The sequence below is a fragment of the Vibrio sp. Vb0667 genome, assembly GCF_033391095.1.
In genome coordinates this window covers 37064-51574 of record NZ_JAWPOL010000014.1, presented here as the reverse complement: position 1 = coordinate 51574, position 14511 = coordinate 37064, and the positions used below count along the sequence as shown (strand labels likewise).

Below are 14511 nucleotides of genomic sequence, written 5' to 3'. Positions count from 1 at the left end.
CGATTTCTTCCTAATAGAAAAACAAAAGCTCGAGTCAAACTCGAGCTTTTTTCGTTTTTATTTGAATCAACGCGTTTTACAAGCGATTACTCACTAACTTCAACTTCATAGGAAGTGAATTTTCTTACATTAATAACGCCAGTATCAAAGATGAGGTATTGACCTTTAATGCCTTGCAAAGTGCCAGTAACAACCGGGTTTTTATCGAAGTTATGCGAAGTGATCTTCGTTGGGTGCTGTTGTACCGGGTAGCTAAGGTCGGTAATGCTTTCGTTTAATACTTCAATGGCATCTTCGCCGAATTGCTGTTTTATCTCGGCAATTTTCTCTTCGACTAAAGGCAATAGCTCAGCAAAACGGTCCTGCAATGCCATAGGTTCACCGTCACCTTTAAGCAGTGTGCGCCAATTGGTCTTGTCTGCGATATGTTTCGCCAGTTCAACTTCAATTAAACCGGAGATATGGCGAGTTTTTACTTTAAAAATTGGCAAGCCCTGAGTCGCGCCTTGGTCAATCCAACGAGTCGGGATTTGAGTATGACGAGTAATACCAACTTTTAAGCTGGATGTGTTGGACAGGTAGACAAAGTGATCCACCATGCAATTCTCTTCACCCCATTGTGGTTCGCGACAAGTCCCTTGATCGTAGTGGCAGGTCTCTGGCTTCATGATACACATGTCGCAGCTTGCTAGCTTTTTCATGCATACAAAACAGTGGCCTTGCGAATAACTCTTTTTCGTTTTCTTTCCACATGAGCAACAAAAAATATTGCCAGTGTGAGTCAGTGTGAGCGTTTTACCCAGAAACGGAGTTAAGTCGATTTCTTCCTCACCGACAGGAAGACGGTAGTTGACGGCACCGTCCAGAGAAGCACGCATTTTGTTTAGCGTGCCAGTTGCAATTAATGACATGACATTACTCATTATTGTGTTTTTGCACAGTATATACTGAAGTGGAGAAGAGATGCAGGGTTGACAGGAGCTTTAAAGTAAATGTCTTGCACTAAATTATTATGCATCGTGTTTTATTTTCTAAAAATTATGGCTGTGAAATGCTTCGCAAATAGAAGTTGAGCTGCACTTTTTAGAAATTTTAAAACGTGATAACGGTTCAAAATCCGTTACTATGTGTCGAAACTAAGAATTGAATGAGAAAGTGATTTTATTTCTTGATAAATCACCTTGATTTCATTTTTTGAAATTATTGAACCTCACGTATTGCATATAATCTCAGCAGGTCACTTGCCCATGAAGTGGATCCATAACTTTATCTTTGCTCTTTCTATTTGCACTATCAGTTTGGTTGCCCTTTATAGTGTGCTTGGCGATACGCGAAAGCTGACCATTACACCTGAGCATTTCAATATCTATGCAACTAAAGATGCCAGTGAAGGAGGTGTGAGTGAGGCTGATATCACATACGATCGGCAAAGCCTAGTTCTTAGCTGTGAACTAAAGCAGAGCTCGTATGCTTGGCCTTACTGCGGAATCTCGGTTTATACCGATTCAGCAACGCCAACACAGGGTATTGACCTTTCCAACTACCATACGATTCGATTGAAGGTGCGATATGAAGAGGCAGGAATAGGGGCTAACCCTAGCCACGACCTACGTTTGTATCTTCGCAATTATAATTCTGAGTATTCCAAGCCGGACGACGAGTACACCATTAAATATAATGGCATGCAGTTTTCTCCGTCGGGTTCGATCGATATTGTCGAAATTCCGATTAAAAATCTTCAGGTGATGACCTGGTGGTTAGCAGATAACGGAGTCGCGATTGAGCACTCTGCACCTGAATTTTCAAACATCACACGTATTGATATTGCAACTGGGTCTGGTGCGGCACTTGGTAAACATAGAATTGTGATTGATAAAATTGAGTTTGAAGGCGCTTACCTTGCGCAAGAAACATTGTTGTATGCATTATTACTCTCTTGGATGGCGCTTGGACTGGCTTTTTCACTGCATGAGTTACGAAAAAATAGAGTGGCTTATGAAAAAGCGCAAAAGCGTCACCGTCATTTGGAAAAGGTGAATGATACTTTGCGAGCTCAAAACTATGAGTTTGCAGAGTTAGCGCATCGAGATGCTTTGACGGGCACGATGAACCGATATGCTGTGCAACACTGGCTGGAACAACAATCTCGTCAGGTTCGCTGGGGGCATAACACCTTCAGTATTCTCTATTTGGACTTGGATAAGTTTAAAAAGGTGAACGACAAATTTGGGCACCAAATGGGGGATGACATATTGCGCGAATTTGTCATGGTGGTAGCGACTTCTATTTACTCAGACGATCGACTCGTTCGTTGGGGCGGCGAAGAGTTTGTCGTATTTTGCCCTGATACCAATATTGAACAAGCGTTAGAGAAGGCAGAAATGATTCGCAAAAATGTGGAGGATCATTTGTGGGTGCACGGTGAATCATTAACTTGCAGTATTGGCGTTGCCCAAATGCAGAATGAACGCGTCTCAGAAACCATGGCGAGAGCTGACGAAGTGTTGTATCAGGCGAAGCGCAATGGTCGCAACCGAGTGGAAGCTCATTATGGTTTACTTGCTTGCGAAAAGAAGCAAGCCTGATAGCCGTTCACTTAAAGGAAAGAAAAAAGGTGGCCAACTGGCCACCAAGAGGGAAACTGCTGAACACCACTTGGGGGGGAGTTTGGGTTATCGATACGATTACCGTGAGCAGCAGTGTAGTGCTAATCGAACTTGCTATTTTTACCAGAACAACCAAGCGAAAAGCGTTAGTGCAGCAATACAGGCAATGTTTAATACGAAACCAATTCGCATCATTTCTTTTTGCTTGATATGACCCGTACCGAACACAATCGCGTTTGGAGGTGTTGCAACTGGTAACATAAATGCACAAGATGCAGCGACGGCAATCAGTGCAGAAAGAATAACCGGAGACATGCCTAAGGCTTCTGCAATGGTCGCAAATACAGGGACAAGTAGTGCAGCACTGGCGGTGTTACTCGCAAACTCAGTTAAGAAGACAACAAAAGCAACCACTGCAAGAATCGTTAAGAGAATACCAGCTTGCTCAAGGAAGCCTGACAAGCTATGAGCCAAAAATACGCTTGTTCCGGTTGTTTTTAGGACGTTACTCAAACAGATACCACCACCAAATAGGATTAACACACCCCAGTCGGTTGTTTTCTCGATATCTTTCCACTCGACGGCGCGAGAAGCACCAAGTAGAAGGATGGCGCCAATAGCTACAAGAGTATCGAACTTCGCGAAGCCACCCAGCATAGCGTTAATAGGCTTACTGAATATCCACAACGTCACGGTCAGTAAGAAAATCGCCAACGTAATCATTTTGCCGTTTGTCCATTCGACTGGTTGATGGTCAAGGTCAAACTTGTGGCTAAGGTCAGGCTTAGTCATCGTGTACAATACGAGGATAGCGATTGGCATTAATACTAGGGAAATAGGTACACCAAACTTCATCCATTCAGTGAAGCTAAGGCCAACTTCAGCTGCTGCAATTGCGTTTGGTGGGCTACCAACCAGTGTTGCAATACCACCAATTGAAGCACTGTAAGCGATACCGAGTAGAACAAACAAAAAGGTGTTGTGGTTTTTCTTGGCGTCTAGCTTTGTCATCACACCCAGCACAAGCGGTAACATCATCGCGGCGGTGGCGGTGTTTGAAATCCACATTGACAGGCCAGCACTCACACCAAATAGCATGAATACAGCGACAGACATTTTTCCTCTTGCGAGCAATAGTACTTTATCTGCAATAGCTTGATCTAGCTTTTGTTTATGTAGAGCCGCAGCTAGTGCAAAACCACCCAAAAATAGAAAAATGATGGAGTTGGAAAAGTTATTCAGTGCGGCTTGAGTGTTGAACACACCCAAAAATACCGCAAGTAGTGGTATGAGCAGCGCAGTAATGCTGACGTGAATCGCTTCGGTTAGCCACAAAATAGCAACAAAAACTAAGATGCTCAGGCCGGTTACTACTTGTGGTTCAAAGGGTAAGGTATTAAACAAGATAATGAACAATAGGATATTCGCGTTCAAAATCATGCTGTTGCGAGTGAAGAACCAATTCTTCAATGTCACAGCGAGTGCGGTCATGGGTAGTGCTCCTTTTGCATTGCCTTTTGTCGGTTTTTTTATGGCAAAGTAACTGACTTGTAGTTATTTATTGATGAAATGTTACTTTGAATGCGAAAAAGAGTTTTGCCTGAATCGTAGAGCAAATTAGAAAGTGTGATGTTGAGAATTGGAAATGGGTAGAAAACTACCCATTTGTTTTATAGAAATGTTACTAGGCTTGTGAGCCACGTTATTCCTCTATTCGACGGGGACTTGAAGAGGCTCGTTATCTGCTTTATTTGGCTCTTTTACTGCAACGATAGGTTCTTGAGGGCCAAGGAACTTAGGCTGCGTATTGATAATGTACAGGTCTAAAAACGCTTTCACACGGGCTAGCAGTTCTCGAACACGCATCGATGTTTTTTGCTTGTTGGCCGTCGGCCCTGCTACCGCGAGACACTGGGCATCAATGCTGTAAGCATCAGCGATGAACAGTGCGCGTTCACAGTGAAAGCGCTGAGTCACAATCAGAAATCGCTCCGAAGCAAAAATTTTTTTCGCTCGTACAATCGAATCTAAGGTACGAAAGCCAGCATAATCAAGGTGAATCACTTCTTCAGGCACGCCTGCTTTAAGTAAGTCGCGTTTCATTGTCCACGGTTCGTTGTATGAACGGTGGGCGTTATCACCACTCAATAAAAACTGTTTTACTTTGCCTTGGTTGTAAAGCTCAATCGCCGCATTAATGCGATGAGTGTAGTAAGTGTTGAGGATCTTTCCGATGTATTTACTGGTACCAAGAACTACGGCAACCTCATGTTGAGGGATTTGCTCGTATTCAGTGAAAATGCTCTCTTTGGCTTGTAAAACCACCCACCGGTCGATGGCAATAACAGAAACAAGCAGACTAAGTGCAGAGATCGACAAAATCAAAGCAAATCGCTTCCAGGAAAATTTCAGCTTCCACTTTGATCTTATGCGAGAAAACAACAAAACGTTTTATATCCTTAACTAAAAATGTAGTTCTCATCATATCTGATAGAAACAAAAAGAGAGAAGCCCATTTATGCCAAAATCTGGTTAGGATGATAAAAAAATAAAAGCCCCTACATGGTAGGGGCTAATTATTAAACGAATTGTCTCAAGCTTAGAACGCAGTGCGTTTGTAACGGCGGTAAACAGGTTGCCAGAACGACTGTTCAATCGCCACGTTCAATGCTTCATCAGTAATTTCTAATGCGACACCTTGTTCAATTGCCTTTTTACCAACGGCAAATGCGATTTTTTTCGATACTAAGTGGATCTCTTCTAGTGGTGGAAGTAGAGCCCCACGACCGTTGATTGCTAGAGGAGAACATGTTGCGAGCGCGCGGCTTGATTCCATTAGCATCTCGTCAGTGACACGTTTTGCATTGACAGCAAGTACACCAAGGCCAATGCCTGGGAAGATGTAGCTGTTGTTACATTGTGCAATAGGGTAAGTGCGACCTTCATGAACCACTGGCTCAAATGGGCTACCTGTTGCAACCAGTGCTTCACCATTTGTCCAACGAATGATGTCGTTCGGTGTCGCTTCCACGCGGCTTGTTGGGTTCGACAGTGGGAAGACAATCGGACGCTTACAGTGTTTATGCATTTCTTCGATGACTTCTTGGCTAAATAGGCCAGGCGCACCAGAAACACCAATTAGTACCGTTGGCTTGGCGTTACGCATAACATCGAGTAGTGAGAAGCCATTTCCTTCATTTTCCCACTCTTTCGTATTGGTATGCTTTTGCACCAAGCGTTGTTGGAAATCAAGAAGGTTAGGCATGCCTTCTTGTAACAGACCCCAACGGTCAACCATGTAAACTTGTGAGCGAGCTTGCTCGTCAGAAATTCCTTCCGATACCATTTGTGCGATGATCGCTTCTGCGATACCACAACCAGCAGACCCTGCGCCTAGGAAGGTAATACGTTGTTTAGAAAGCTGAGTTCCTGCTGCTTTACAAGCTGCAAGTAGAGAGCCAACAGTAACAGCAGCAGTACCCTGAATATCATCATTGAAGCAACACACGCGGTCTTTGTAACGCTCAAGAAGAGGCATCGCATTTTTCTGAGCAAAGTCTTCGAACTGGATCAAAGCATCAGGCCAACGGCGCTGTACCGCTTGGATAAACTCTTCTACAAATGCATCGTATTCTGCACCCGTAATACGAGGATGACGCCAACCCATGTACATCGGATCAGCTAAGCGTTGCGGGTTATTGGTACCCACATCAAGCACGATTGGTAGCGTGTAAGCAGGGCTGATACCACCACACGCGGTATATAGTGACAGTTTACCGATAGGAATACCCATGCCGCCGATACCTTGGTCACCCAAGCCAAGGATACGTTCGCCATCTGTCACAACAATCACTTTAACGTTGTGGTTTGCTGCGTTGTTCAGCAAGTCGTCAATACGGTCACGGTTCGGGTATGAAATGAACAGACCACGACCACGACGGTAAATGTTAGAGAAGTTTTCACATGCTGCGCCAACAGTCGGCGTGTAGATGATAGGCATCATCTCAGAAATGTGATTTTGCACGAGGCGGTAATACAATGTTTCGTTGGTGTCTTGGATATTACGCAGATAAATGTGCTTATCCATATCGCTTTCGAAACTTTTGTATTGCTGGTAGGCACGTTCCACCTGCTCTTGGATAGTTTCGGTCGACTCTGGAAGCAGACCTTCTAAGTTGAATGAACTACGTTCTTCAGCAGAGAATGCACTGCCTTTGTTCAAAAGAGGGGTTGCTAAAAGAGCCGGACCCGCATATGGAATATATAGTGGGCGTTTATCGTTGTTCATTGGGTGCCTTATGTAGGGTTGAAGGATGCGCACCAAATTTTAACGGGTTCACTATTTAGTTGTAAACATGCGTTGATGCACATCAATGTAATGTCGCAAAAAAATTCAGATACCGACGAAAATATCGGCAATGTTGGTTGTTTAGAGATACCTAAAGCATGATTTTTTTACTTGGGTATAATGTTTTGCATCATCAAATCAAATCCAATTTCTATGTTTCAACTACCTATCGACAGCCTGCAAGCCGAGTTTGACCATCATGTAAGCCTTAACCATCTTGTGGTGGAAGCCGAAACCGGGTCGGGTAAATCTACCCGCTTGCCCATGTGGGCGGCAAAACACGGACGCGTTCTGGTTATTGAACCACGTCGAATTGCTTGTACCTCGCTGGCTGAATTTCTTGCGGAGCAATCTGGAGGGCCAATAGGTCGCAAAGTCGGTTACGCGATCAAGCTTCATACCTACTTTGATGAAAAAACCGAAGTTGTATTTGTGACTCCGGGGGTTGCACTGCGTTGGTTTTCGGAAAACAAGCTAGCAGACTTTGATGTCGTGATAGTGGACGAATTTCACGAGCGACGCTGGGATATTGATCTATTAACCGCCATTTTGAAGCAAGAAAATCAACATCGATTGATCGTCACTTCCGCTACCTTAGAAGGCGAAAAGCTTGCTCGTTACCTGAATGCTAAGCGCCTGAGTTCGGAGGGACGTTGCTTTCCAGTCACGGTGACACATCGTTCCACAGACAGCCGCTATTTACCGAACAAAAAGGGATGTGAACAGGAAGTTGTCGGAGCGGTAAAAGAAGCACTGGAAGATGAAGATGGCGATATTCTTGTTTTTCTCCCAGGACGCAAAGAGATCGCCCAATGCGCGCAGATGCTACAAAGCAGCAGTGATGTCATGGTGGTTAAACTTCATGCCTCGGTCAGTGATGAAGAACGACATCGTGCGCTGACGGTACAAAAGCAACGGAAAGTCGTATTGGCAACCAACGTCGCGGAAACCTCTCTGACCATTCCTAATATCCGTGTGGTAATCGATAGTGGTTTAGAGCGCAGAACTGTACAACGAAATGGACGTACAGCACTGACATTAACCAACATTTCTAAGGCCAGTGCCGCGCAGCGAATGGGGCGAGCAGGTCGCGTTACCGAAGGGGCTTGTATTCGTCTATATGGTGAGCACGCGCCTTTAGAGTTGGTGACACCTCCAGAATTACACAGAGAAGAGCTCGTCGAGCCCATGCTGGCAGCGGCTTGTTGTGGGTACCGTCTCTCAACACTCGATTTTCTCGACTCAATTCCCCCAAAGTCGCTAGAGGCATCTCATTCGACGTTGTTATCTATGGAAGCGATTGATGAGGATGGCAATGTCACGCAGCATGGGAGAAAAGTATATCCACTACCCATTGATGCACTGTTTGCCGATCTTGTTACCAGAATTCAAGCGAAGCCAGAGAAGGAAGCAATGATTGATTTGGCTGCCGCCTTATCTGTGCCTGCGCAGCTCTATCAGCGACAAAGTGGTGAAGTTGCTGAGCTTCTATCTCAAGAGGAGCCATACGGGTGTGATGCCTCTTTACTGATCCGTTTGGTTCGGGGGGAGCGACTTCCGGGCATTGTCATTGATGCCAGCGCACTCGAAGAGGCGCAAGGTTTAGCGAAACAAATGCGAGAAGTATTTGAATTACCGGAACTTGACGTTGCCTCTCGATATAAACGTGAAGCGCTCTTTTTCTCCATCGCCTCATTGCACCCTGAGCTTGTGTTTGTCCGACGAGCTCGTCGAAGAGATGCTCTAGGAAATGGCGTAGTCGAGATGCTGGTTGGGCGTAACAGCCGCTTTCCTGATAAAGAAGAAGCGGCCATCGTGCTAGATAGCCATAGCGTGCCAGGACGAGGCGTTAAGCAAACACTGAACCTCGCATCGGTTATGATGCCTATCCCGCTGACATTATTACGCGAACTTGAGCTAGGGGAGTGGCAACAAGGTGAGACGAATTATGAAGAGGAGACCCCAAGAGCAACGATGCATTTGGTCTACGCCGGACGAACAATCTGTACTGAACATCAAGCGTTAAAAGGTGATGTTGCTGTTCAGTCTATTGTCGAAATGATAGAAGACGAGACACTGTTACCAGGATTTGCTTCTCAAAGAAAACAACAAATCCAACACTGGAAACTCTACAACGCATTGGGCCTTAATGTCGAAGGAGAAGAGGTTAACGACTTGGCCTCCTTGACATTTTCTAGCTGGTTAAAGGATCAGTTGGAAACATTAGGCGTTGAAAATGTCGATGATATGGCGTTGTTTGAACCAGAAGACTTAACATTTAATGGTGTCCCAGAATGGGAATACGACGATTTCACGGAGCAGTACCCTTTAGAACTTTCGCTGCCAGAACTCCAACTAGATGTCGAGTATTACGCGTCTCGCAAGCTGGTACAGGTCGTTTATCGAGAGGGAAACCGAAAGGGAGACCCGAAGCGTTGGGAGCTGCCACGTTGGGCGGGTTGGAAGATACAGTATAAAAAGGCCAGTCGAGTGATTGATGTGAAGTAGGTCGGCGGATGACGTTGTGACAAGAATTGATATTTTCTTGGTGAACCTATAATGATTTCATATTGATAGCGTTACTTGCGTGTTGTTTTTAGTTTCTTAATTGAAATATTAATCAATTGAATGCTTATATATGGCGAAGCTGTACATCAGTTGTTACAAAGCTGGTTTTAATATTTCCTTTTGTATGTAAATTAGGGCATAAAAGACGAATGTTTTATATCCCATTGCTATATCAAAACAGTTGAACGATATTTGGTATATCTCATTTTCGAGTGTCGGGGGCATAGAATGGATCAACAAGGAAAGACGTGCATTGAATTCGACTACACTAGCTTTTTAGGAGCGACAGGTAGTAAGAAATGGACCTTTTTAGAGGCATTTGCCACCATCGCGCCTATTTTCGGTTTGATGTGGAAACAGAACATTGCGGAATTGAGCAAGCCTGAAGATCGGTTGTGGGATGCCGCATTAAAATCGATGTCTTCTCGTAAAAGTGATGAATCCAATTTGGTCCGCTTAACCCAGCTAGCTAAACATGAAGGGATCAATGAATTGCGAGTCGTTATGCCATATTCGCTCGATGTTCAGCAAATCGAGTACATAGAATCTCGCAGTCAGTTGAAAGTGGACACGTCAGAACAAGATGTTCTTAACATCAAGTTTTAGGCTGAGTATTTCCACTTCATCGATGTACTACTTAACAATAGTGCAATGAAAAGCGACCTCAAAGTAGGTCGCTTTTTTATTTTGAGGTTTTTGTCACAGGTCTTAGGAAGTGTGATGAATATAGAGTATTTGCACTTAAATTAACAAAAATGTAACGTTTGGAAATGCAATTGTCATAACTAGCTTCTAACTTTGTGTTTTTAGGACAAATTACCGACTAAGTGGTTGGTACTGTAAGTTCGAATTAACGTCCCTTATTGGCATACAAGGATGATTGAGTCACCACGTCATTTGGGCATAAAAACAAACACAATAAGAAAGGAAGTCAATATGTCTTTGTCTCGTCGAGACTTTATGAAAGCTGCCTCTTCAACGGCGATTGTTACCGGGCTGGTGGGCTGTGGTAGCGATGCTAGTGAATCTGTTGCGGTTACCTTTGAGCACGGAGTGGCGAGTGGAGATCCTACTCAAACACAAGTAATCATTTGGACTCGTGTTACGACCTCAGCAAGCTACGCAGATGTAAGCTGGCAAGTTTCATCTAACGAAAATTTTACTGATATCGTGCAAAGTGGCACTTTTGCCACAGACACGAGCCGAGATTTCACGGTAAAAGTCGATGTTCAAAATCTCAACGCAAATTCTCGCTACTACTATCGATTCATGGTTGGAGATGTCACTAGCGAAGTCGGGCAAACTCAAACATTACCAGAGGATGGTGTAGAAAAGGCATCCATGGCGGTTGTTTCTTGTGCAAACTATCCTGCTGGCTATTTCCATGTGTATCGAGAGATTTTAAATCAACATGAGCAAGACCCGTTTGATGTGGTGCTTCATCTCGGTGATTACATTTATGAGTATGGTGCTGGTGGCTACGCTAGTGAAGATGCTGAGGCACTAGGGCGAGAGCCAAGCAAAGGCACTGAATGTATTACCTTAGATGATTACCGAAAACGGTATGCGCAATATCGCCAAGATGCTGATCTGCAAGCGTTACATGCGAGCCTACCAATGATTGCTGTCTGGGATGACCATGAGCTTGCAAATGATAGTTGGAAAAATGGTGCGGAAAACCATCAAGAAGAGGAAGGCAGTTTTAATGATCGTCGTGCAGCTGCGGCTGCCGCGTGGACAGAATGGTTGCCCGTTCGTGAAAACACTTTCTCAAACATGCTGATTTACCGTCAGTTTTCGTTTGGAAGTTTAGTCAATTTGATGATGCTCGACACGCGACTTGTGGGGCGTGATAAACCGTTGGATTATTTCTCGCTCAGCTCACCAACGATGGAAGCTATTGGCGGTTTAGTTGCTCAGTCGCGCAGTCAAGACCGAGAGCTGTTAGGCGGTGACCAACTCGCTTGGCTGATGGATGCGTTCAGTACGCACGACGCAACTTGGAATGTGCTAGGGCAACAAGTGTTAATGTCTCGTATGGAGTTGCCAAGTTCGGTTATGACCGCGATGTTTCAATTGTTTACTGCCACTGAAGAACAAAAAACAGAGGCGTTATTAGCGGTAAACTCTGCGATTACGGGTTATCTCTCTGACCCAAGTTTAGATACCATTGCTTTGCCATATAACCTAGATGCATGGGATGGTTACTACGTTGAGCGAGAGAAAGTTTATCAACTGGCCAAAGCCAGCAGTGGTAACTTTGTCTGCTTGGCAGGAGATACGCACAACGCATGGGCAAGTGAGCTTAAAGACGTATCTAAGCATCCTATCGGGGTAGAGTTTGCGACTAGCTCGGTGAGTTCCCCTGGGTTAGAGGCCTACCTCGCGTTAGACCCTGTCGCGATCGCTCAAATGGAATACACGCTGCCGCACTTAGTGTCAGAATTACAGTGGGCAGACATCAAACAGCGTGGCTTTATGCGCGTTACTTTTACGCCCGACAAGGCAGAGTCGACCTGGTATTTCGTATCAACGATTAAAGACAAAACATATCAGGTGACGACTAAGTCAGCCTTTACAACAGATGGCACTACGTTAAACATCAGCTAAACTGAACCTAATATGAAAAAAGTCCGCAAGCTAGTGCGGACTTTTTATTGGAAAGCGTTTAGCAATCTAGCGACAGTGCTAGTCAATCAATCCGTATTCTTTGCTCAGAACTTCGATGATTTCCGCTTTCGGATTCTCACTCAAATGAATCGGCTTGCCTGTAATCTTCTCGGCAATACCAATGTAGGTGCTCGAAATCGCCATCAAAGATTCGACGGGTAAAGCATTATCACGAGCGAGTGCTTCACGCTCTGGCATACGTTCTTTGTTTAGCAAGATATCTGGGTCAGGGAAGTGGTTAAGTAGGAACTGGCGGAAACCTTCTTTTGAGTTCTCTACGATGTGACCTGCTTGGTACTCTTTAGCATCCCATATACGAGACGAGTCTGGTGTACCCACTTCATCCATGTAAATCAGCTTTTCATTGCCAGCAGCATCATGAACATAACCAAATTCGAATTTGGTATCGACAAAGATTTGGTCGATTTCTTCTAACACTTGGCTGATAACGTTAAAGCCTTCTTTCAGCAATTTTTCGTAGAGTGCGATATCGTCAGCGCTTGAGAAGTTAAATGCTTCGTAGTTGTCTACGATGTTTTGACGAGTAATATTTACGTCATCCGCTTCTGGCACACCGGGAATGCCTTTTAGAATGCCTTTTGTGGATGGGGTCATTAGCAACTCTGGCAGTGCTTTGTCTTTTCCTAACCCTTCAGGAAGTTGGATTCCACAAAACTCGCGCTCGCCATTTGCGTAAGCGCGCCACATCGAACCCGTGATGTATTTGCGGCAGATGGCTTCGATTTTTACCGGTTTGGCTTTTTGTACAATCCAAACAAAAGGGTGAGGAATGTCTAGAATATGGCTATCTGCTAAGCCATTTTCTTTGAACAGTTTGAACCAGTGATTAGAAATCGCATTAAGCGCAGCCCCTTTACCCGGGACACCATTAAGACCACCTTCAGCATGCCAAATACAATCGAATGCAGAGATTCGGTCGCTAATCACCATGATAGCCAAAGGCGCATCTGGAGCGACATCGTATCCTTTTTCTTTGATCAGTCGGGCGCTGTCTTCTTCAGTTAACCAGTAAACTGAACGAACTTTTCCACTATGAACGGGTTTATGGGTGCGAATTGGCAGGTCGTCATTGACGGCAAGTACTTGATTAGCAAGGCTCATTGCGACATTCCTATCATCTTAATCAAACGTCAGAAAGAGAAGATATTCAGCAAAATGTGGGCGCTGAATAAATCGAATGTGGGCATCATACCAGAACTATTTTAACTCGCCAGAGAAAAAGCAAACGTTTGCTTGTTTTCTTTAATACAAAAAAATGCCCCCTTAAAAAGGAGGCGAGATGCAGGATGGATAACGTCGAACTTATTAGTGGTACTTATTAACTCTGCCTTCGACGAAAAAGACTTCACACTGATAGCGCTGCGCCATGTCGCGCAACATAGATTGATTCATAAGTGCAATTTTATTGGATGCGACAACAGCACTGGCATTGCCTGAGCGGATGGCTTTTATCACGATCTCGACTTCTGAAAGCTGTTGAGAGGGCTTCATTTGAATAACGTTTTTACAGCAAATATTAGAAGCAGTGAGTTGTTCAAAGTCTGGACGAGGGCAGTCTGCTGTAAACAAAATCCATTGTTTCTGCTGCGATAAAACAGCCAGCTTAGATAGAAGCTGATCCGAAACGGCCATGGGCTTAGTTGCTTGTGCCAATACGTTGTAACGAGAGTATGTATGAGATTGACTTTGTAACTGCATCTTACTGTTCCTTTATACATGCTGTATGTGTATACAGTAGTTTGTTTTGGTGACCTGATCAACCAGTTTCTCAAAAGTTATTTGCGGTTTTTTGAGAAGGAAATAAAAGGATTTGATTCTAAGTAATTGAATTTATGTGGTTGTTTTTCATTTTTGATATGTCTAACATCAATTTAAAAATGTGAGGTGAGTAGAAAACTGGACGAGATACATACAGGGGTTTACTACTGTATATACAGGTGTTGTTTCATGGACAGTGGTTTGTATACAGTAAGAGAGGGCTGATAACCGATGCGACGTGCTATGTAGGATAGGAGGGAATACGAGATAGAAATTGGAAATAGGCTTGGCCGATCAAAAAAGCGCCTTAAAAGGCGCCTTTGAAAATCAGTTCCATTGATTCCGTCTTGCTTAGCTCGCTCGTTGCAAGCGTTCGCGCATTTGCAATTCGCCTTGGTTAAATAGGCGCACGTCGATTTTTGCCATGTCGTAACAAGCTTTACATGAGTAATGGTGCTTGCCATCTAAATAATCGTGACGAGTTACAAGACTAGGTTTTTTACACCAATCACAGGTGCCTTCTTCAGTGAACATTGATTT

Annotated in this window: 11 protein-coding genes; 4 read left to right on the top strand and 7 right to left on the bottom strand. The window is 44.2% G+C overall.

Going from position 1 to position 14511, the window contains the following annotated elements; translation table 11 throughout:
• Positions 1-86: 86 nt before the first annotated feature.
• On the bottom strand, positions 87-911 hold the full coding sequence (locus R8269_RS14245; RefSeq protein ID WP_005377984.1) for a DUF2797 domain-containing protein: 825 nt from the start codon (positions 909-911) through the stop codon (positions 87-89).
• Between the two features lie 336 nt (positions 912-1247).
• Between R8269_RS14245 and R8269_RS14240 the strand changes: the two genes are divergently transcribed.
• Complete coding sequence (locus R8269_RS14240) at positions 1248-2585, top strand: GGDEF domain-containing protein (RefSeq protein WP_205390821.1); 1338 nt, start codon at positions 1248-1250, stop codon at positions 2583-2585.
• Between the two features lie 141 nt (positions 2586-2726).
• Here R8269_RS14240 and R8269_RS14235 read toward each other — a convergent pair whose 3' ends face one another.
• From R8269_RS14235 to R8269_RS14225, 3 genes are all read right to left on the bottom strand, one after another.
• A complete protein-coding gene (locus tag R8269_RS14235) occupies positions 2727-4097 on the bottom strand; it encodes an SLC13 family permease (RefSeq protein ID WP_130546003.1) in 1371 nt (456 codons plus the stop codon).
• A 219-nt stretch (positions 4098-4316) separates the two neighbouring features.
• Positions 4317-5051 (bottom strand): vancomycin high temperature exclusion protein, encoded by a 735-nt coding sequence (locus tag R8269_RS14230; RefSeq protein ID WP_205390822.1) that lies wholly within the window; start codon positions 5049-5051, stop codon positions 4317-4319.
• A 154-nt stretch (positions 5052-5205) separates the two neighbouring features.
• On the bottom strand, positions 5206-6894 hold the full coding sequence (locus tag R8269_RS14225) for an NAD-dependent malic enzyme (protein ID WP_005377977.1): 1689 nt from the start codon (positions 6892-6894) through the stop codon (positions 5206-5208).
• A 213-nt stretch (positions 6895-7107) separates the two neighbouring features.
• On the opposite strand from R8269_RS14225, the gene R8269_RS14220 reads away from it, so the two are divergent.
• The 3 genes from R8269_RS14220 (at position 7108) to R8269_RS14210 (ending at position 12132) form a co-directional block, all read left to right on the top strand.
• On the top strand, positions 7108-9462 hold the full coding sequence (locus R8269_RS14220) for a helicase-related protein (RefSeq protein ID WP_258476556.1): 2355 nt from the start codon (positions 7108-7110) through the stop codon (positions 9460-9462).
• Between the two features lie 288 nt (positions 9463-9750).
• Positions 9751-10128 (top strand): hypothetical protein, encoded by a 378-nt coding sequence (locus R8269_RS14215; protein ID WP_005377965.1) that lies wholly within the window; start codon positions 9751-9753, stop codon positions 10126-10128.
• Between the two features lie 330 nt (positions 10129-10458).
• The gene (locus R8269_RS14210; RefSeq protein WP_258476555.1) at positions 10459-12132 is read left to right on the top strand and encodes an alkaline phosphatase D family protein; all 1674 of its coding nucleotides are present in this window, start codon (positions 10459-10461) and stop codon (positions 12130-12132) included.
• 78 nt (positions 12133-12210) lie between these two features.
• On the opposite strand, the gene R8269_RS14205 is transcribed toward R8269_RS14210, so the two are convergent.
• The 3 genes from R8269_RS14205 to R8269_RS14195 all read right to left on the bottom strand — a co-directional run bounded on the left by R8269_RS14205 (position 12211) and on the right by R8269_RS14195 (position 14505).
• Positions 12211-13314 carry a phosphoribosylaminoimidazolesuccinocarboxamide synthase gene (locus tag R8269_RS14205; protein ID WP_258476554.1) on the bottom strand — a complete coding sequence of 368 codons (1104 nt, stop codon included), beginning with the start codon at positions 13312-13314 and terminating at the stop codon, positions 12211-12213.
• A gap of 204 nt (positions 13315-13518) precedes the next feature.
• A complete protein-coding gene (locus tag R8269_RS14200; RefSeq protein ID WP_005377962.1) occupies positions 13519-13911 on the bottom strand; it encodes a SulA-like leucine-rich domain-containing protein in 393 nt (130 codons plus the stop codon).
• Positions 13912-14322: 411 nt separating this feature from the next.
• Entirely contained in the window at positions 14323-14505 is a 183-nt protein-coding gene (locus R8269_RS14195; RefSeq protein WP_005377960.1) for a hypothetical protein, read from the bottom strand.
• Positions 14506-14511: the final 6 nt, after the last annotated feature.

Bases quoted from the DNA above. Each gene is read 5' to 3' on its own strand.
- R8269_RS14225 (WP_005377977.1), bottom strand. From the start codon at position 6,894: ATGAACAACGATAAACGCCCACTATATATTCCATATGCGGGTCCGGCT.
- R8269_RS14245 (WP_005377984.1), bottom strand. From the start codon at position 911: ATGTCATTAATTGCAACTGGCACGCTAAACAAAATGCGTGCTTCTCTG.
- R8269_RS14220 (WP_258476556.1), top strand. From the start codon at position 7,108: ATGTTTCAACTACCTATCGACAGCCTGCAAGCCGAGTTTGACCATCAT.
- R8269_RS14200 (WP_005377962.1), bottom strand. From the start codon at position 13,911: ATGCAGTTACAAAGTCAATCTCATACATACTCTCGTTACAACGTATTG.
- R8269_RS14195 (WP_005377960.1), bottom strand. From the start codon at position 14,505: ATGTTCACTGAAGAAGGCACCTGTGATTGGTGTAAAAAACCTAGTCTT.
- R8269_RS14210 (WP_258476555.1), top strand. From the start codon at position 10,459: ATGTCTTTGTCTCGTCGAGACTTTATGAAAGCTGCCTCTTCAACGGCG.
- R8269_RS14205 (WP_258476554.1), bottom strand. From the start codon at position 13,314: ATGAGCCTTGCTAATCAAGTACTTGCCGTCAATGACGACCTGCCAATT.
- R8269_RS14240 (WP_205390821.1), top strand. From the start codon at position 1,248: ATGAAGTGGATCCATAACTTTATCTTTGCTCTTTCTATTTGCACTATC.
- R8269_RS14215 (WP_005377965.1), top strand. From the start codon at position 9,751: ATGGATCAACAAGGAAAGACGTGCATTGAATTCGACTACACTAGCTTT.
- R8269_RS14235 (WP_130546003.1), bottom strand. From the start codon at position 4,097: ATGACCGCACTCGCTGTGACATTGAAGAATTGGTTCTTCACTCGCAAC.